Source organism: Arthrobacter zhaoguopingii, from assembly GCF_009828605.1.
In the GTDB taxonomy this organism is placed as follows: Bacteria; Actinomycetota; Actinomycetes; order Actinomycetales; family Micrococcaceae; genus Arthrobacter_D; species Arthrobacter_D zhaoguopingii.
The window spans coordinates 1-16,116 of the sequence record NZ_WIAE01000013.1 but is presented as its reverse complement, the minus strand read 5'-3'; the positions used below and the strand labels follow the sequence as shown (position 1 = coordinate 16,116).

The 16,116-nt window shown below is 69.4% G+C and carries 17 protein-coding genes and 1 riboswitch; of the genes, 13 read left to right on the top strand and 4 right to left on the bottom strand.

The genetic code is table 11. From position 1 onward, the window contains the following. Positions 1–67: 67 nt before the first annotated feature. Both GVV77_RS14875 and GVV77_RS14870 read right to left on the bottom strand, forming a co-directional pair. Entirely contained in the window at positions 68–340 is a 273-nt protein-coding gene (locus tag GVV77_RS14875) for a hypothetical protein (RefSeq protein WP_159619657.1), read from the bottom strand. Positions 341–457: 117 nt separating this feature from the next. Beyond that, a complete protein-coding gene (locus GVV77_RS14870) occupies positions 458–1,828 on the bottom strand; it encodes a dihydrolipoyl dehydrogenase family protein (protein ID WP_159619655.1) in 1,371 nt (456 codons plus the stop codon). Positions 1,829–1,931: 103 nt separating this feature from the next. Between GVV77_RS14870 and GVV77_RS14865 the strand changes: the two genes are divergently transcribed. Both GVV77_RS14865 and GVV77_RS14860 read left to right on the top strand, forming a co-directional pair. Next, positions 1,932–2,753 carry a CPBP family intramembrane glutamic endopeptidase gene (locus GVV77_RS14865; protein WP_246199852.1) on the top strand — a complete coding sequence of 274 codons (822 nt, stop codon included), beginning with the start codon at positions 1,932–1,934 and terminating at the stop codon, positions 2,751–2,753. 97 nt (positions 2,754–2,850) lie between these two features. After that, entirely contained in the window at positions 2,851–4,917 is a 2,067-nt protein-coding gene (locus tag GVV77_RS14860) for a sensor histidine kinase (protein WP_159619653.1), read from the top strand. On the opposite strand, the gene GVV77_RS14855 is transcribed toward GVV77_RS14860, so the two are convergent. Next, positions 4,914–5,987, bottom strand: a complete 1,074-nt coding sequence (locus tag GVV77_RS14855; protein WP_159619651.1) for an NAD-dependent epimerase/dehydratase family protein — start codon at positions 5,985–5,987, stop codon at positions 4,914–4,916. The two genes, GVV77_RS14860 and GVV77_RS14855, sit on opposite strands and share 4 nt — an antisense overlap. A gap of 148 nt (positions 5,988–6,135) precedes the next feature. Here GVV77_RS14855 and GVV77_RS14850 point away from each other — a divergent pair, with 148 nt between their 5' ends. The 6 genes from GVV77_RS14850 (at position 6,136) to GVV77_RS14825 (ending at position 12,587) form a co-directional block, all read left to right on the top strand. Next, positions 6,136–7,230 (top strand): YihY/virulence factor BrkB family protein, encoded by a 1,095-nt coding sequence (locus tag GVV77_RS14850; RefSeq protein WP_159619649.1) that lies wholly within the window; start codon positions 6,136–6,138, stop codon positions 7,228–7,230. A gap of 110 nt (positions 7,231–7,340) precedes the next feature. Next, a complete protein-coding gene (locus tag GVV77_RS14845; RefSeq protein WP_159619648.1) occupies positions 7,341–8,390 on the top strand; it encodes a FecCD family ABC transporter permease in 1,050 nt (349 codons plus the stop codon). 77 nt (positions 8,391–8,467) lie between these two features. Beyond that, positions 8,468–9,478 carry a FecCD family ABC transporter permease gene (locus GVV77_RS14840; RefSeq protein ID WP_159619754.1) on the top strand — a complete coding sequence of 337 codons (1,011 nt, stop codon included), beginning with the start codon at positions 8,468–8,470 and terminating at the stop codon, positions 9,476–9,478. 1 nt (position 9,479) lies between these two features. After that, a complete protein-coding gene (locus tag GVV77_RS14835) occupies positions 9,480–10,328 on the top strand; it encodes an ABC transporter ATP-binding protein (RefSeq protein WP_159619647.1) in 849 nt (282 codons plus the stop codon). Then, positions 10,325–11,371 (top strand): siderophore-interacting protein, encoded by a 1,047-nt coding sequence (locus tag GVV77_RS14830; RefSeq protein ID WP_159619646.1) that lies wholly within the window; start codon positions 10,325–10,327, stop codon positions 11,369–11,371. The genes GVV77_RS14835 and GVV77_RS14830 overlap by 4 nt, the downstream gene beginning before the upstream one ends. A 123-nt stretch (positions 11,372–11,494) precedes the next feature. After that, a riboswitch (cyclic di-AMP (ydaO/yuaA leader) is annotated at positions 11,495–11,728 on the top strand. A 4-nt stretch (positions 11,729–11,732) separates the two neighbouring features. Then, a complete protein-coding gene (locus tag GVV77_RS14825; RefSeq protein ID WP_159619645.1) occupies positions 11,733–12,587 on the top strand; it encodes a M23 family metallopeptidase in 855 nt (284 codons plus the stop codon). 25 nt (positions 12,588–12,612) lie between these two features. Here GVV77_RS14825 and GVV77_RS14820 read toward each other — a convergent pair whose 3' ends face one another. Further along, a complete protein-coding gene (locus GVV77_RS14820; RefSeq protein WP_159619644.1) occupies positions 12,613–13,572 on the bottom strand; it encodes a diacylglycerol/lipid kinase family protein in 960 nt (319 codons plus the stop codon). Positions 13,573–13,670: 98 nt separating this feature from the next. On the opposite strand from GVV77_RS14820, the gene GVV77_RS14815 reads away from it, so the two are divergent. The 5 genes from GVV77_RS14815 (at position 13,671) to rpsN (ending at position 16,070) form a co-directional block, all read left to right on the top strand. Continuing rightward, positions 13,671–14,456, top strand: coding sequence for an SGNH/GDSL hydrolase family protein (locus tag GVV77_RS14815; RefSeq protein ID WP_159619643.1), 786 nt, complete (start codon positions 13,671–13,673; stop codon positions 14,454–14,456). Between the two features lie 62 nt (positions 14,457–14,518). Continuing rightward, entirely contained in the window at positions 14,519–15,007 is a 489-nt protein-coding gene (locus tag GVV77_RS14810; RefSeq protein ID WP_159619642.1) for a MarR family winged helix-turn-helix transcriptional regulator, read from the top strand. Positions 15,008–15,357: 350 nt separating this feature from the next. Further along, complete coding sequence (gene rpmB, locus GVV77_RS14805; protein WP_026545364.1) at positions 15,358–15,594, top strand: 50S ribosomal protein L28; 237 nt, start codon at positions 15,358–15,360, stop codon at positions 15,592–15,594. Continuing rightward, positions 15,594–15,761: a 50S ribosomal protein L33 gene (gene rpmG, locus GVV77_RS14800; RefSeq protein WP_019481734.1), complete on the top strand. Its 168-nt coding sequence runs from the start codon at positions 15,594–15,596 to the stop codon at positions 15,759–15,761. Before rpmB ends, rpmG begins: the two co-directional genes overlap by 1 nt. 3 nt (positions 15,762–15,764) lie before the next feature. Next, a complete protein-coding gene (gene rpsN, locus GVV77_RS14795; protein ID WP_120167570.1) occupies positions 15,765–16,070 on the top strand; it encodes a 30S ribosomal protein S14 in 306 nt (101 codons plus the stop codon). Positions 16,071–16,116: the final 46 nt, after the last annotated feature.

The following is a 16,116-nucleotide window of genomic DNA, read 5'->3' as shown; positions in this document are numbered from 1 at the left end:
TCCGGGTTGACCAGCGGGTGGTGGTGCTCCTTAGCCTACCCCGAGAAAGGTAAGTCTGCTTAGGATCTCAGCCGGCGGGCTGCGCTGGTTCCTCCATACGCTCCTTCGGCGCCTCCCGCTTCGGTGTCCACGACATGGTGATATTGACGCCGTCGTGCGTCTCGTTGACGAAAAGGTGAAGGTCCTCGCCCAGGAGGGCCTCGTGCTCGAAGTCGTCCCCGGCGTCGCGTGCCATCTCGCCCAGGCGGCAGATGGCTACGGCCATGGCGCGGCCCCAGTCCTGTGGGTGTTTGCTCGTCGATTCCTCGGTGGCTGTGAATTTTCTGCCGGTCGTGTTCATGTCTCTCCCTGATCCGGAGGTGGAGAACGTGCCTTCCCTCAGATGGAAAGCGTTTCCATTTTATCAGCGGGTCCGTCCGGGCGTCAGGGTGCCGCCGGGTTGCGAAAAGTCCGGGTCTCAGGACCGCAGGGCCGCGCGGGCAGCCTGGCCGATCACGGCGCTGTAGGTCGGGTAGGCGAACTTCACCCGTGCAAGGGTTGCGAGGTCGGTGCCGGCGGCCATCGCCGCGGCCACCGCCTGGATGACCTCCACCGCGTTCTCCCCGACGGAGTGGGCGCCGAGGATAAGCTCCCGGTGCCGGTCGGTCACCAGCTTGAGGAAGCCCTGTTCGCGGTCATCGATGATGGGGCGTTCCACCGCGGCGTAGGGCAGCACGACGGCGTGGCACTGGGAATCGCGGGCCCGCGCCTGGGCCTCGGTGAGGCCGACCCCCGCATAGTCGGGGTCGGTGAATCCGCCCTCGGGCAGCAGGTGGTGCGGGGTGGTGCGGTTGGCCCCCAGCACCGCGTTCTCTGCGGCGGTCTCACCTTCAAACACGGCCGCCTGTACGAGCATGCTCGATCCGTTGGCATCCCCGGCAACAAAGATGTGCGGCACGTTGGAGCGGAGGTAGTCGTCGACCGGCACGGCGGTGCGGGTCGACTCGACGGAGGCAGCCTCAAGGTTCAGCCCGTCGAGGTTCGCCGGCCACCCCGCGGCCATCACCACGGACTCCACGGAGATCTCCTCGGACTGCCCGCCGCTGCGCCAGGACAACCTCAGCGCGCCGTCCGAGGGCCGAATCGCGTCGATCCCGGCGATGCCGGTTTCCACCCGGACCCCCCGTGCGCTGAAACCCTCGGTGACGGCCGCCGCGACATCGGCGTCCTCGGTCATCAGGATCCGCGGGGCGACATCGAGGAGCAGCACCTGCGATCCAAGGGCATGAAAGATCGTGGTGAGCTGGGCGCCGGTATGGCCCCCGCCGATCACCGCGACCGACGCCGGAAGCTTCGGCATGGAAAGCACCTCATGGGGCAGGACTGCTGCCTCGGCCCCCGGAATGGGAAGGCGCCGCGCGCTGCCCCCGATGCACAGGATGATCGACCGGGCGCTGACCAATCGGTCTCCGATGGCCACCGTGTGTTCGCCGGTGAAGGAGGCATCCCCCGCGAGCAGATCGATGCCGAGCCGGTCGATGAGCGCGGGGTACCCCTTGGCGGCGAGGACCCGCTCAACAGTGGCGCGGACCCGGTCGACGGTGGTGGGCCAGTCAACCTGCGGTTCAGCGACAACGATGCCGTAGTCGTGGGCGGTGCGGACCTCGCGGAACAGCCGGGCGGTCTTGGCCAGGACACGGGTGGGAACGCAGCCGGAATTCACGCAGGTTCCGCCCAGGGCCGAGCGCTCAACCACCGCCGTGCGCGCCCCCAGCTCGGCGGCGCGCGCGGCGGCGGCCATGCCCGCAGGCCCCGCTCCAATGACGAGCACGTCGTAGGTGTAGTCCATGAGGCACTCCCTGGGTGGACGGCAGATGTTCCGCTATCCTGTCGTGGATCCCCCCGCACCTCAAGGCCATGACTCCCGCGGCCGCCGGGAGTACGCTCGATGTGTGAGCACCTCTACGACGGCAGAACCGATCGTCCGGCACTCCGCGCTGAACCTGGTTCCGGCCATCGCAGCCGTCCTGTCAGGGTTCCTCCTCTTTGCCCTCGAGTACCGGGTGGCGGGGTATCTCCTGCTCGCCGCCGCGGTCGCTGCGGCCGCCCTGATCAGCCGCCCCCTGCTCAAGGACGTCGGGCTCGCGGCCCTGGGCATCACCATCATCAGCACCGTCCCGATCACCACGGACATCAGCATCGGCCACATGGCCGTCATGGGGGCCGCGATGGTCCTTGCTGTCGGGCTGCCCTACGCCGTCTCCCGCTGGGTCTTCCGGGACCACGCCATCCGCTTCCCGGTCCTGACCGGCTCGAAGTGGTCCCGGACCGAACGGTGGTACCTTGCCGCCGTCGTCGTGATCGGGTACCTGATCCTGCCCGTGTACATGATCCCGACCGGGGTGTACCGGAACTGGCCGGCGGCCAGCGACGGCACAGACATCTTCAAACTGTTCCTGGGCACCAACGTCCTGGGAATCTGGGACGAACTGTTCTTCATCTGCACGCTGTTCACGCTGCTGCGCCGGCACCTGCCGGAATGGCAGGCCAACCTGCTGCAGGCGGTGGTGTTCACCTCCTTCCTGTGGGACCTCGGATTCCACGCCTGGGGCCCCTTCCTGATCTATCCCTTCGCCGTGATCCAGGGCTGGATCTTCGCGCGCACCAAGTCGCTCTCCTACATCGTCAGCGTCCACCTCCTCTTCGATTTCGTGCTGTTCCTGGTGCTGCTCCACGCCCATAACCGCTGGTTGTTCCCAATCTTCCTGTACTGACTGCAGTGAGCCGTTAGGCTGGATGCCACCGGTTCGCAGCGGCGCGCCGGGCCGCGGGCCCGTGCGGCCCGCCGGGGACAGATCTCTGGAGGAAAAGGTGCGGGAAGGGCAGCTCACAGGGCCCGTGCAACGGATGGCGGCGCTGCCTCCGGCGGTTCTCCATGTGCTTTTCGCCGCAGCCCTGGTCACGGCCGTCTACATCGGCAGGGGCACCCAGTTCGAATCCAGCGGCTACGCCCTGGCCTGGCCCGCGGCCGGGGCCGGCTTCCTCTGGGTGCTGTGGGCCTGGCCCCGCCGCGTCGGCGTGGCGTTGGCCCTGACGGGCATCTTCGTCCTCACCTCCCTGCTCAACGGGTTCACCGGCCTGCCCCCGGATGCCGCCCTCATCACCGGCTTCGGCAACCCGGTGCAGGCGCTCGCCGCCGTGTTCCTCTTCACCCGGTTCGTTCCTACGCGGACCCAGCAGAGCGTGGGGGAGTATCTGGGCCTGGCCGCGGCGGCGGTGATCGCCTCGGTGATCGGCGGCGCCGTCATCGCGGCGGGCGCCTATGCGGCAGGTTCGGGCCTCACCGTTCTCCAGGGCTTTTCGCCCTGGGTTGTCCGTAACGCCGTCTCCCTTGTCACGTTCGGAAGCTTGGCGCTGGTGGCCACCCGGACCGTGCCCGGACCGTCGCCCGCCCGGCCCTCGGCCCGCCGGTGGGTCGAATTTGTCGCTCTGGCAGGGGCCACCGCGCTGCTCTACATCGTCAGTTTCGTGCCCTCGAATCCGTTGCCGATCGCCTTCGTCACCCTTCCGGCGAACATCTGGGCGGGCCTGCGCCTGACCACCGGCTGGGCGATGGCGCACGGCCTGGCCAGCGGCACCCTTCTGGTCTGGCTGACCATCTCCGGCAACGGTCCCTTCGCCACCCTGCCAGCGGATGCCGCGGCCTATGTGGCCCAGGCATTCACCTTTGTCGCCTTCTCGGTCTCGGCGGTCCTGGCCCTCAACGGCGAGGAGCGGCTGCGCCTCATCGCCAGCCTGTCCGAGGCACACCGGGAAGCCCAGGCCGCGACCCAGCTCCGCGACGTCGTGATCGAGAAGATGTACGACGGCGTCATCGCCGTCGACGCCGCCGGCGCAGTGTTGGTGCACAACACAGCCGGGGCCCGCTGGGTGGGGGAGACCCGGCTGCGCTCGGACGTGCCCTGGACCGCGCGCTATGACTTCCGGACGACGGCCGGCGTGCCGCTGGCCGAGGAGGAGCTCCCGCTGAACCGTGCCCTCGCGGGGGAGACCGTGGAGCGGGAGAGCATCGATCTTCATCTGCCAGACGGAGAGTTGCTCCACCTCTCCGTCGACGCCGTGCCGCTGCCGGCCGGTCAGGGCGCGGTCATCGTCTTCCACAATGTCACGGTCGAGCGGCGGCACCAGCAGGACCTTGCCCGTTTCGCCTCGGTGGTGGCCCACGACCTGCTCACTCCGCTGACGGTCTTCGACGGATGGCTCGAAATCCTGGAGGACGAGGATCTCACCGAGGAGGAACGCGCAAGCGTTGTCCGGCGCCTGAGCCGGGCGAGCCTGCGCATGAGCAGCCAGATCCGGGCGCTGCTTGACTACAGCCTGGCGAAGGCGGACAAGCTCACCCCCGGACCAGTCGACGTGAACGCCGTCGTCTCGGCGATCGTCGACCTGCGCGCGGCCCTGCCTGCCGAATCGGATGCCCCGCCGGTCGACTTCCGGCTCGACCTGCGCAGCGACGTCTACGCCGACAAACGGCTGTTCACCCAGTTGATGGAAAATCTGATTGGCAACGCGGTGAAGTACGGGCCCACCAACGGCACGGCCGTGGTGTCGGTCACCTCGGAAAAGGACCCCGAGACCGGCTGGACGCGGATCGCCGTGGCCGACAACGGGATCGGGGTGCCGGCCGGGGACCGCGAGCGCATCTTCACCGAGTTCCACCGGTCCCCCAACGGCGCGTCCCGCGCCCCGGGCACCGGACTCGGGCTGGCCATCTGCCGCCGGATCGTCGAAAGCCACGGCGGGGACATCCAGGTCGAATCCCCGCCCACCGGCGGCGCCGTTTTCGTCGTCACCCTCCCGGCCGCCCCGGGCCAGCTGCCCGCCGGCATCGGGGCCGCAGCCGCCGGCTCGCCGGTCCCGGCCGGGGGCGCCTCCTAGCTGCCCTCCGGAGGCCGGCCGTTCCGCGGGTAGAGCGCGGGCGACGCGGGGTGGCCCCCTCCGCCCCGCATCCCCGCAAGGATGGCGGCCATCGCCTCGATCGAGGAGTGCTCGGGACTCCAGCCCAGCACCGCGGCGGCCCGGTCGGTGCTCATCACCGGCGACTGCGCGGCCATGTCGACCCAGCCCGGGTCCGTCCGCTGCACGCCGAGGGACCAGCTCACCCCCACGACGGCCCGCAGCAGGGCCACCGGCACGTTCAGGACGCGCCGGGCGCCCAGGAGTCCCCCTACGCGGGCGGGGGTGAGCTCCGGCGCGGCCGCGATGTTGAACGCGCCCGAGGCCCGCCGGTCGACGACGCGCCAGTAGGCGTCGGCGACGTCGTCGGCATGGACGGCCTGGAACACCATCCGGTCCGGAATGGGCACCACGGGCGGAGCGACCCGGCCGAGGAACACCTTCGGGATGAGCGGACCGAGGAAGTACCGGCCGACCTCGCTGCCGGCCCCTGTCTGGAAGATCAGGCCCGGCCGCAGCCGGGCCACGGGGATCTCCGGGTAGTCGAGTTCGAAGCGGTCAAGCAGCCGTTCCTGCTCCGCCTTGTGCCGGCTGTAGTGCGAGGTGGTGATTCCTCCGGTGGGCCAGGACTCGTCCCTGCGGACGGACTTGCCGGAGGGGGAGTAGGCCCCGACCGAGGAGGCGCAGACAAACTGCCGCACGCCGGCTTCCCCGGCGGCCCGCAGGGCGTTCTCGGTGCCCAGCACATTGGTCCTGTGCATAGCGGCTTCGTCCCGGTTCGGCTGGATAGCCCAGGCGAGGTGGATGACGGCGTCGACGCCGGCCAGCGCGCCGGGGAGTCGACGGCGGCCCTCGTCGGTGCCCACATCGAGGGTGTGCCACTCGACGCCGCTGTAGGGCAGGGCCAACTCGTCGGGGCGCCGCCGGGCGATTCCGACGATCGAGAGGAGCCCGGCATGCCCGGCCGCCGCACGGTCAGCGGCCGCCCGGTGGAGCCGCCGAAGCACGGCAGTGCCGACATTTCCGGTGGCTCCGATGACGGCAATACGCATGGGGACCGCTCCTTCTCGTCGCTTTGTTACACCGTAGTGGCTGTTCATCCAACTGGACTAGTAAGTAAGCTTATGGTGCAGTTACGGGGAGACAGTGCAGCGGCGGCCAGCCGTACGTCTGCAGCCAGGCACGTAGGTGGAGGTAGCAGTGAACAGCAAGAACGCATCTGAGGCAGGGACTCAGGAGGAGGCGACGCGCCTCAAGGCCCAGAACGCCCCGGACCCTGACGATTCGCGCAAGCCCGATGATCCGACCGAACTCGCCAAGCCGGCCTGGGGTTACATCCTCAAACGGACCGTGAGTGAGTTCAGCAAGGACCAGTGCACCGATCTTGCGGCTGCCCTTACGTTCTTCGCCGTGCTGTCAATCTTCCCTGCCATCCTTGCGCTGGTCTCCCTGCTGGGCGTCTTCGGCCAGGCGGAGGCGACCACCGCCCAGGTGATGGGCCTCGTTGAGCGGTTCGCCCCGGCAGACGCCGTCAACACCATTGAGCCCGTCGTCGACCAACTCGCCTCCTCCAACGCCGCCGGGCTCACGTTGGTCGTCGGTATCCTCGGCGCCATCTGGTCGGCCTCCGGGTATGTCGGCGCCTTCGCCCGCGCCATGAACCGGGTGTATGAAGTGCAGGAGGGGCGGCCCTTCTGGAAGCTGCGCCCGATCATGCTTGCCATCACCGTGACCGTGTTGATCCTCATCGTTGCCCTGGCCCTGATGCTTGTGCTGTCGGGGCCTGTCGCGGAGGCTGTCGGCAATACGATCGGCCTCGGTGCGGCGGCCGTAGCCGTCTGGAACATCGCCAAATGGCCGGTCATGGTGGCTTTCGCAGTCGTGATGATCGCCATCCTCTACTACGGTGCTCCGAACGTGAAGCAGCCCAAGTTCCGCTGGATGAGCATGGGTGCCTTCATCGCCCTGATCGTCCTGGCCCTGACCACCACGGCCTTCTCCTTCTACGTTGCGAACTTCGGCAGCTACAACAAGACCTACGGCGCCATCGCCGGCGTGATCGTGCTGCTGCTGTGGCTGTGGATCGCGAACATCTCCCTGCTGTTCGGCGCCGAGTTCGACGCCGAGGTGGAGCGGGGACGCCAGCTCCAGGCCGGCATCGAGGCGGAGGACACCATTCAGCTCCCGCCGCGCGATACCAAGGCCACCGACAAGAAGGAAGAGAAGACCCTCAAGCTCGTCAATGACGGGCGCGAACTGCGCAACAAATACGAGCGGGAGTCCCTCCACCGATAGGACTGCATGGATCGGACCGGAGGGGATTAGGGTACGGCTCCGTTTCCTAATCCCCTCCAGCGTAGGCTAGCCTTACCTCAGACCAATCCCGTGGCTGAGGAGAAACGCAGATGGCAGTGCGAGCGACCGCGCTGCCAGGGGCCGCCTCCGTAGTGGAGGGGCGCGCGCCGGGCGGACGGAAACGAAAGCTCCTCGCCGCGGCCGCCGCGCTCGCCCTGATTGGCGTCGCCTCCCTCACCCTGGGTGCCCGTCCGGTCGGGCTTGACACTTTCCTGCAGACGCTCACGGCCTTCGACGCGGCCAACGGCGACCACGCCGTGGTGGCATCCCGGGTCCCCCGCACCATTGCCGGGCTGCTCGTCGGGGCCGCCCTCGCCGCCGCCGGTGCCGCCATGCAGGGCGTGGCACGCAACCCCCTGGCCGACCCGGGCATCCTGGGCATCAACGCCGGGGCCGCCCTCGCGGTGGTTGCCGGGATCCACCTTTTCGGCGTCAGCGGGCCTTCCGGGTACCTCTGGTTCGCCTTCGCCGGGGCCGCCGCCGCGGCCGCAGCCGTCTACGCGGTCGCCGCGCTCGGCCGCGAAGGCGCAACCCCCATCAAACTCGCCCTCGCCGGGGCCGTCCTGGCCGGCGGGCTGGGCAGCATGACCAACGCCATTCTCGTCTCACAGCAGGAAACCCTCGACCGGTTCCGCTTCTGGCAGGTGGGCACCCTCTCCGGCCGCGGCTTCGAGGTGCTCGGCACCGCCGCACCGTTCCTCGCCGCCGGGCTGGTCCTGATCCTGTGCACAGGCCGGATACTCAATGCGCTCGCCCTCGGCGACGACGTCGCCCGGGGCCTGGGCCAGCGGGTAGCCCTCGCCCGGGCGGGCGTGGCGCTCGGCGTGGTGGTCCTGTGCGGGGCGGCCACCGCCGTGGCCGGCCCGATCGCCTTCGTCGGCCTGGTCGTCCCGCACCTCGTCCGGCTGCTGGCCGGCCCCGATTACCGGTGGGTGCTGGTCTTCTCCGCGGTCCTCGGTCCGGTGCTCCTCCTGGGCGCCGACATCCTGGGCCGGATCCTGCTCCCGCCCGGGGAGATCCAGGTGGGCATTCTGACCGCGCTCGTCGGGGCGCCGGTCTTCCTGGTGCTGATCCGCAGCCGGAAGGCTGCGGACCTGTGAGCGCCTCGACCCAGGCCGGTCGGCGGCCTGACCGCACGGCCGAGTCCGGAACCGCCGCCGGAGACCTTGCAGGAGTCTTGGCTGCGGGGCGCGCCGCACGGCGGCGGGCCCGCAGCGTCCGGGCCGGTGCGCTGGTGCTGGCCGTCGTCGTCCTGTTCGCCGTCTCGGTGCTCCTTGGCTCCTACACGGTCACCGTGCCCGACTTCTTCCGCATCCTGGGCGGGGCACAGATCCCCGGGGCCAGCTTCATCGTGCTCGAGAACAAGCTGCCGCGCGCCCTGATTGCCGTCCTCGTGGGGCTCGGTTTCGGCATGGCCGGGACGATCTTCCAGACTCTGCTCCGCAACCCCCTGGCCAGCCCCGACGTCATCGGCATCAGCTACGGGGCCAGTGCAAGTGCGGTGACAGCCATCGTTCTCTTCGGAGCCTCCGGGGCGGCGGTGTCGTTCGCCGCGGTCGCCGGTGGCCTGGCGGTGGCTGCCGCCATCTACCTGACCGCCCGCCGCGGCGGCCTCGGCGGGTACCGGCTGATCCTCGTGGGCATCGCCTTCGCTGCTGTCCTCCACGCCCTGGTGAACTTCCTGCTGACCCGCGCCGACCTCCGGACGGCGGCCGAGGCGCTGGTCTGGCTCACCGGATCCCTGAATTCAAGCAACTGGGACCGTGCCGTCCTGCTCGGGGGCGCCCTGGTGCTCCTTGTCCCCGCTGCCCTGGTGCTCTCGCGCATCCTCCAGCTCCTTGAGCTCGGCGATGACGCCGCCGCCGGACTCGGGGTGCGGGTGGAGGCCTCCCGGGCCGCCCTGATCCTGACCGGCGCCTGCCTCGCCGCCGTGTCCACCGCCGCGGCCGGTCCGGTGGCCGCCGTTGCCTTCCTCTGCGGGCCCATCGCCCGGCGCCTTGTGGGCGGACCGCCCTCCCTCGCCCTTGCAGGCCTGGTGGGCGCCGTCCTCGTCCTGGCCGCCGACTTCGTTGCGGCCAACCTGATCCCCGGCACCTCCCTTCCGGTGGGTGTCCTCACCGGGGCCCTCGGGGCGCCGGTCCTGCTCTGGCTGCTGATATCCGTAAACCGATCCGGCCAGGGAGGCTGACATGGCTGATACCCCGCGAGTACCCTCCACGCTTGAGGCGCGCTCCATCACGCTCGGCTATGACGAGCGGAAGGTGGTGGACGGGCTCACCGTGGCGCTCCCGCCGGGCAGGGTCAGCGCCATCGTCGGTGCCAACGGCAGCGGAAAATCGACGCTGCTGCGGGGCCTGGCCCGGCTGCTTCGACCCTCCGGCGGGTCGGTGCTGCTCGACGGGCAGGACATCCGCTCCCTCCCCTCCCGCGCCGTGGCCCGGACCATCGGACTGCTGCCCCAGGCGCCCGTTCCGCCCGGGGGCATCACCGTCGCGGAACTCGTCGGCCGCGGCCGCTACCCCCACCAGGGCTGGTTCCGACGCTGGACCCCCGGGGACGACGCCGCCGTGGCCGAGGCCCTGAGGGTGACGGACACGCTCTCCTTCGCCGACCGCCCGGTCGATGAGCTGTCCGGCGGCCAGCGGCAGCGCGTCTGGATCGCCCTCGCACTGGCCCAGCAGACCGACATCCTGCTCCTTGACGAGCCGACCACCTTCCTCGACGTCGCCCACCAGATCGAGGTGCTCGACCTGGTCACCGACCTCAACCGGGGCGCCGGAACCACTGTGGCCATGGTGCTCCACGACCTCAACCTCGCCGCCCGCTATGCCGACCACCTGATCGTGCTCAAAGACGGGCGCCTCGCGGTGCAGGGCCCGCCGGACGCCGTCGTCACGCCCGGCCTGGTGCGTGAGGTCTTCGGCCTGCAATGCACCGTCATCGCCGACCCCGTCGCGGGAACCCCCCTCGTGGTCCCGGTGGGCCGCCATCACGCCGCGCCCGTGCCCGCCGGGGCCCGCGCCGGGGCGGCGTCATGACCGAAACCACCCGGCGCCCGGCCCGGACCGCGCCGGCGGTTCCCCCGGTGCTCGCCTTCGACGTCGAGGTGAAGAAGGTTGAAAGGATCGGCGCGAACTTCCAGCGCATCACGTTCGGCGGGGACTGCCTGCGGGACTTCGGCGTGAACGGCCCGACCTGCGACCTGCGGATCAAGGTCATCATCCCTCCGCCCGGCGGCGGCACGGTCGACCTCCCCGGCGAACTTCTGCGCGGAGCCGGCGACGGCTGGTACCAGCGCTGGCTCGGCCTTGACCCGGCCGAACGCGGCGTCATGCGCACCTACACCGTTCGAGCGTCCCGCTGCCAGGGCCCCTCGCCCGAAATCGACGTGGACTTCGTCCTGCACTTCGACGCGGACGGCAGCGCCGGGCCGGCCGCTCGATGGGCTGCCGGTGCGGCCCCCGGGGCGACGCTGTGCCTGATCGGCCCGAACGCGGCGGCCGCCCGGTGTGCAACCGCCGGCGCCTACGGCGGCATCGAGTGGAAGCCCGGACTGGCGGGCTCGGTTCTCCTGGCCGGGGACGAGACGGCGGTCCCGGCCATCAGCGCAATCCTCGAATCCCTGCCACCGGATCTTGGCGGGCAGGCCTTCCTCGAAGTCGCCGACGCAGCGGACATCCAGCCCCTTGAAACCCCCTCCTCGGTGGAGGTCACCTGGCTCGTGCGCGGACGCGTGGAGCACGGCGGACTCCTGACCCAGGCCGTGCGCCGCGCCCTTCCCCCACCCGGCTGGGCCGTCCTGGCCGGGTCCGCCCCGGACCGGCAGGGCGCCCCCGGGCCCGAACCCGAGGAGGTGGACGTCGACCGCACCATCCTCTGGGAGACCCCCCAGGCGCTCTCCGCCGCGGCCTCCTCGACCGCCGAACGCCCGCCGGGGTCCCAGCCGTTCTATGCCTGGATCGCGGGGGAGGCCTCGATGGTCCGGGAGCTGCGCCGGTACCTGGTCCGCGACGTGGGCATCGACCGGAAGCAGGTCGCCTTCATGGGGTACTGGCGCCGCGGCAGGTCCGAATCTGCGTAGCGGCACGGCGTGTTGCTGCCGACACGCCCGGTGGAATATAACGGAATTGTAACTTCCGGCAAGATGAGTAAACTTGCTTGAAGTCTCAACACCGTGTATTCCCTGGTCCGTACGCCCAGCCCTGTCAGCGGACCGCCCTGACCCACCTCATGACAGGGGCGGAGGACCCACTTCCCGGCAGCACACCGCTGTCTTCGGGGTGAAGCCTTCACTGCATTGAACTGTCCGCACACAGCGGACCGGATGCCTGCATGCCCGCTAGAGGGGGCATGCAGGGTGCCGGCCCTGTGCAGTGGGGCCGAGTCGACTCTTGCTCGAACCCGACAGCTAACTTCGCTGGCGTCGCAGAGAGGCATTGAACTTGACCAACCCGGCCCTGCCCGGACGCCGCCGCGCGTCCGCAGCTGTCCTCAGCGCCACTTCAGCAACACCGGCTCCCGCCGCACCGGAAGCCGTCCCAGCCTTCCCGACCCGCCGCTCGCTGCGGCCCGAGCCGCTGCCGGTCCGCCGGCGCGAGCTGCGCCGCACGGCGGCCGCCGACACCAAGCCGGCGGGCCTCCTTCCGCGGATGCGCGCCGGAGCCCTCGTCGTCGGCCTGGCCGCCGTCGGCGCGGGCCTGGTGATGGGCGCCGTCCCCGCCCCGGCCTCAATGGACACCAAGACCTCCACGGTCCAGGCCGCCCCGGCCGCGTCCCTGCCGCAGATCACCGCCGACGCCGCCGCCGACATCGACTTCAGCCGCCAGAAAGTAGCCGGCGTGGCAATGACCAAGTCCGGCGCCACGGCCAAGACCCTCTCCACCGGGATCGCCCGCACCGGCGACAAGCCCACCCTCTCGGCGCCCCTCGAGAACCTGAGCGTCGCCTCGACCTTCGGCTACCGCGTGAACCCGCTCGGCGGCTACGCGCCCGAACTTCACACTGGCGTCGACTACGCGGGAGCGTGCGGAACCCCCGTCAAGGCCTCGGACAAGGGAGTTGTTGTCGACGCCGGCTGGCACGCCTACGGCGGCGGACAGCGGATCGTGATCGACCACGGTGACGGGCTCAAGTCCACCTACAATCACCTCAGCTCGATCGGCGTCAGCACGGGCCAGGCCATCGCCCGTGGCGCGCTGATCGGGGCCGTCGGCACCACCGGAAACTCCACCGGGTGCCACCTGCACTTCGAGGTCCTCGTCAACGACGAGAAGGTCGACCCCCTGCCCTGGCTCTAGGCCGGAACCCGCCCCTGCCGGCCGCCTACGGCAGGGGATTGCTGAGGATCGCCGGGTCCTTGCGGCCGTAGGGCATACGCAGCCGGAGCGACTCGGGCTTCATCTCGAAGGACATGTGCGTCGCCTTACCCAGCGGGTCGCCGTCGAGCTGCACTTCGAGCGGCTCGTGGAGCTGCACCTCGGCCCGGCTGCACTGGTAGTACTCCAGCGACGGATCCTTGCCCTTGCCCTTGGCGAAGAGCTTGCCCGCCACATTCAGCCAGCCGAACCGCCCGCGCGGCGCGACCGTCATCAGGTCGAGCAGCCCGTCGTCGATCTTGGCCCCGGGGAAGATCTCCAGGCCGCCCATGATCTTGCCGCAGTTGCCGCCCATCACGCTGCGCAGGCGGCGGTCGAAGGGGCGTCCGCCGTCGATCGTGATGGTGGTCCGGGCCGGTTTCCCCGGAAGGTTCCGGATTCCGGCATCGACGTAGGCGAGCCAGCCCACCTTGTCCTTGAGGTCGTCCCGGGTGTCGGACATAATCGCGGCGTCGTAGCCGAGGCCGGCCATGACGAGGAAGACGTGGGCCTTCTGCGCGCGGTCCACCGTGACGTGCACGACGTCGATCCTCCGTTCGGTCCCGTGGAACGCCGTATCGACGGCCTCCTCCGGGTTGTCCACGGCAATATCGAGGTTCCTCGCCAGCAGGTTGCCCGTGCCCAGCGGCACCAGGGCCATTGCGGTCCCGGTGCCCGACAGTTCCTCGGCCACGCACCGCACCGTGCCGTCGCCGCCGGCCGCGATGACGACCTCGACGCCCGCGCGCAGTGCTTCCTGCGCCTGTCCGTGGCCCGGATCCTCGACCGTGGTCTCAAGCACCAGGGGTGCCTCCCAGCCCTCCTCGGACGAAACCCGCTCCACGATCTCCCGGGCGTCCGCTCCGGTGTTCTTGATCGGATTGAGGATCAGCGCGGCCCGCTTGCCGGCACGGTCGGTGGTCGTCATGGATTCCTTTCCAGTCGCCTGTCGGGCCCCGCCTGTCACGGGTTGGCACGAGCCTACCCGGGCTGTGCCGCCGTTGGCAGACGCGATAACCTTTGCTGATGGATTTTTCCCAGCGGTATGTTGCACTCGGCGATTCCTTCACCGAAGGTGTCGGCGACCCGGACCCGGGCAGCCCCAACGGGGTGCGCGGCTGGGCCGATCGGGTCGCACAGCAGCTCATCCTGGCCGACAGCTCCTGGGGCTATGCCAACCTCGCCATCCGGGGCAAGCGGATGCGCCAGATCCTCGAGGAGCAGATCGACGACGCCGTATTGCTGCAGCCGACCCTCGTGACGATCTACGCCGGCGCCAACGACATCCTGCGCCCGCGCGTTGACATCGATGCGCTGATGGAGCACTACGACGCCGGAATCGCCCGGCTCGCCGCCACCGGCGCGGCGGTCCTCGTCTTCACCGGATTCGACTCCTCCGCCTCCGCCGTCTTCGCCAAAACCCGTGGCCGCACCGCCGTCTACAACGAGCTGCTCCGCGAAATCGCCGACCACCGCGGCGCCGACATCGTCGACTACTGGCGGATGCGCGAATTCCGGAACTGGTCCTACTGGGACGCCGACCGGATGCACATGGCCACGGCGGGCCACCTGCTCATGGCACGGAAGGTCCTCGAAACCCTCAAGGCCTCCCACAGCGTCGACCTCCCGGAGCTCGACGCCCGGCCCGCGCTGACCCGGCTCAATCAGCTCCGGGCGGACGCCCAGTGGGCACGCGACTATCTCTCCCCGTGGGTGGGGCGGCGGCTGCGGGGTGTTTCCTCGGGCGATAACCTCACGGCGAAGTACCCTGCGCTGAGCCAGCCCGACTGGTCCGGGGCTCCTGTCCGGTGAGCCGGGTTCCGCCCCCGGCTGCGGGAACAGGTCCGCTCCCCGGCATGTGTCAGGATAGGCCCATGGCACCGCCCCGATGGCTCACCCCCGACGAACGGCGGGCGTGGCTTGCGCTGTACGCTGTTTCGACGCTGCTGCCCGGAACCCTTGACGCCCACCTGTTCCGCGAGGCCCGCATCACCCTGTTCGACTACCACGTGCTGGCGATGCTCTCCGAGTCCGAGGACGAGAGCCTTCCCATGAGCGAGCTCGCCGCCCGCTCCAACGCCTCGCTGTCCCGCCTCAGCCATGTGGCCAAGAAGCTCGAGGCGCGCGGCTGGCTTTCGCGCAGACCCTCGACCCACGACGGACGGGTCACCACCGCGGTCCTGACCGCGGAGGGGATGGATGCCGTCCAGCGCCTGGCAGTGAAGCACGTCGACAAGGTGCGCGAGCTGGTCTTCGACTCCCTGGATAAACGCGACACCGCCGACCTTGAGCGGGTGGGACGGAAAATCCTCGCCGCCATCCAGGCCGACCATTGGATTCTCGGCGAGGACGGGCACACCTGAGGACTCCGCCCGGAGAGCGGGCGCGCGGGGCGCGCACGGTGCGAAAAAGGCTCCCCCTTCCGGTTTGGCGCTGAGCCGGACGGCACGTAGTATGGTATGGCGTTTGGTTGAGTCGCTCCCGCCCCGGCGGAAGTGGCACAGCTACCCGTAACCACCTGGAATATTAGGCCGCCGCCGGGACATCGACCCGCGGCGCCGAATCTTCACCGTCTTCCCCGCGGCGAGGCGCCTCGGCAGGTTCTCACCCTGCCAGGTCCACCTCCGGAAAGCTGCAGTAATAACGGTGTCATTACTGGTGGCGGGACGCTTCACAAGTGATTCCGTCACGATCATCTAACTGGAGGAGAGTTATGGCAGCCCACTGCCAAGTGACCGGAGCCGAGCCCGGCTTTGGACACAGCATTTCGCACTCGCACCGCCGCACGAAGCGCCGGTTCGACCCGAACATTCAGAAGAAGCGCTACTGGGTTCCGTCCCTGCGGCGCAATGTCACGCTGCAGGTTTCTGCGCGCGGCATCAAGACCATCGACGTGCGGGGCATTGACGCCGTCGTCGCCGAGATCCAGGCGAGGGGAGTGAAGCTCTAATGGCAAAGGATAAGGACGTACGTCCCATCATTAAGCTGAAGTCCACCGCCGGAACCGGCTACACCTACGTGACCCGGAAGAACCGTCGTAACGATCCCGACCGCATGGTCCTGATGAAGTACGACCCCAAGATCCGCAAGCACGTCGAATTCCGAGAGGAGCGCTAAAGAATGGCAAAGAAGTCAAAGATTGCCCGCAACGAGCAGCGCAAGCTGATCGTTGAGCGCTACGCTGCAAAGCGCCTCGAGCTCAAGAAGACCCTTGTCGACGAAAACGCTTCGGACGACGCCCGCGAAGCCGCACGCCTCGGCCTGCAGAAGCTTCCGCGCAACGCTTCCCCCGTGCGTCTCCGCAACCGCGACCAGATCGACGGCCGCCCCCGCGGAACGCTCCAGAAGTTCGGCATTTCGCGTGTGCGTTTCCGCGACATGGCCCACCGCGGCGAACTGCCCGGTGTGACCAAGTCCAGCTGGTAACCAGCACGCAGCATCAGCAGGAGAAGCCGGCGGCCCTTGGCCGCCG

Coding starts and splice junctions, on each gene's coding strand:
- GVV77_RS14875 (WP_159619657.1), bottom strand. CDS start 340: ATGAACACGACCGGCAGAAAATTCACAGCCACCGAGGAATCGACGAGC.
- GVV77_RS14870 (WP_159619655.1), bottom strand. CDS start 1,828: ATGGACTACACCTACGACGTGCTCGTCATTGGAGCGGGGCCTGCGGGC.
- GVV77_RS14855 (WP_159619651.1), bottom strand. CDS start 5,987: ATGCGTATTGCCGTCATCGGAGCCACCGGAAATGTCGGCACTGCCGTG.
- GVV77_RS14845 (WP_159619648.1), top strand. CDS start 7,341: ATGGCAGTGCGAGCGACCGCGCTGCCAGGGGCCGCCTCCGTAGTGGAG.
- GVV77_RS14835 (WP_159619647.1), top strand. CDS start 9,480: ATGGCTGATACCCCGCGAGTACCCTCCACGCTTGAGGCGCGCTCCATC.
- GVV77_RS14830 (WP_159619646.1), top strand. CDS start 10,325: ATGACCGAAACCACCCGGCGCCCGGCCCGGACCGCGCCGGCGGTTCCC.
- GVV77_RS14820 (WP_159619644.1), bottom strand. CDS start 13,572: ATGACGACCACCGACCGTGCCGGCAAGCGGGCCGCGCTGATCCTCAAT.
- GVV77_RS14815 (WP_159619643.1), top strand. CDS start 13,671: ATGGATTTTTCCCAGCGGTATGTTGCACTCGGCGATTCCTTCACCGAA.
- GVV77_RS14810 (WP_159619642.1), top strand. CDS start 14,519: ATGGCACCGCCCCGATGGCTCACCCCCGACGAACGGCGGGCGTGGCTT.
- rpmB (WP_026545364.1), top strand. CDS start 15,358: ATGGCAGCCCACTGCCAAGTGACCGGAGCCGAGCCCGGCTTTGGACAC.
- rpmG (WP_019481734.1), top strand. CDS start 15,594: ATGGCAAAGGATAAGGACGTACGTCCCATCATTAAGCTGAAGTCCACC.
- rpsN (WP_120167570.1), top strand. CDS start 15,765: ATGGCAAAGAAGTCAAAGATTGCCCGCAACGAGCAGCGCAAGCTGATC.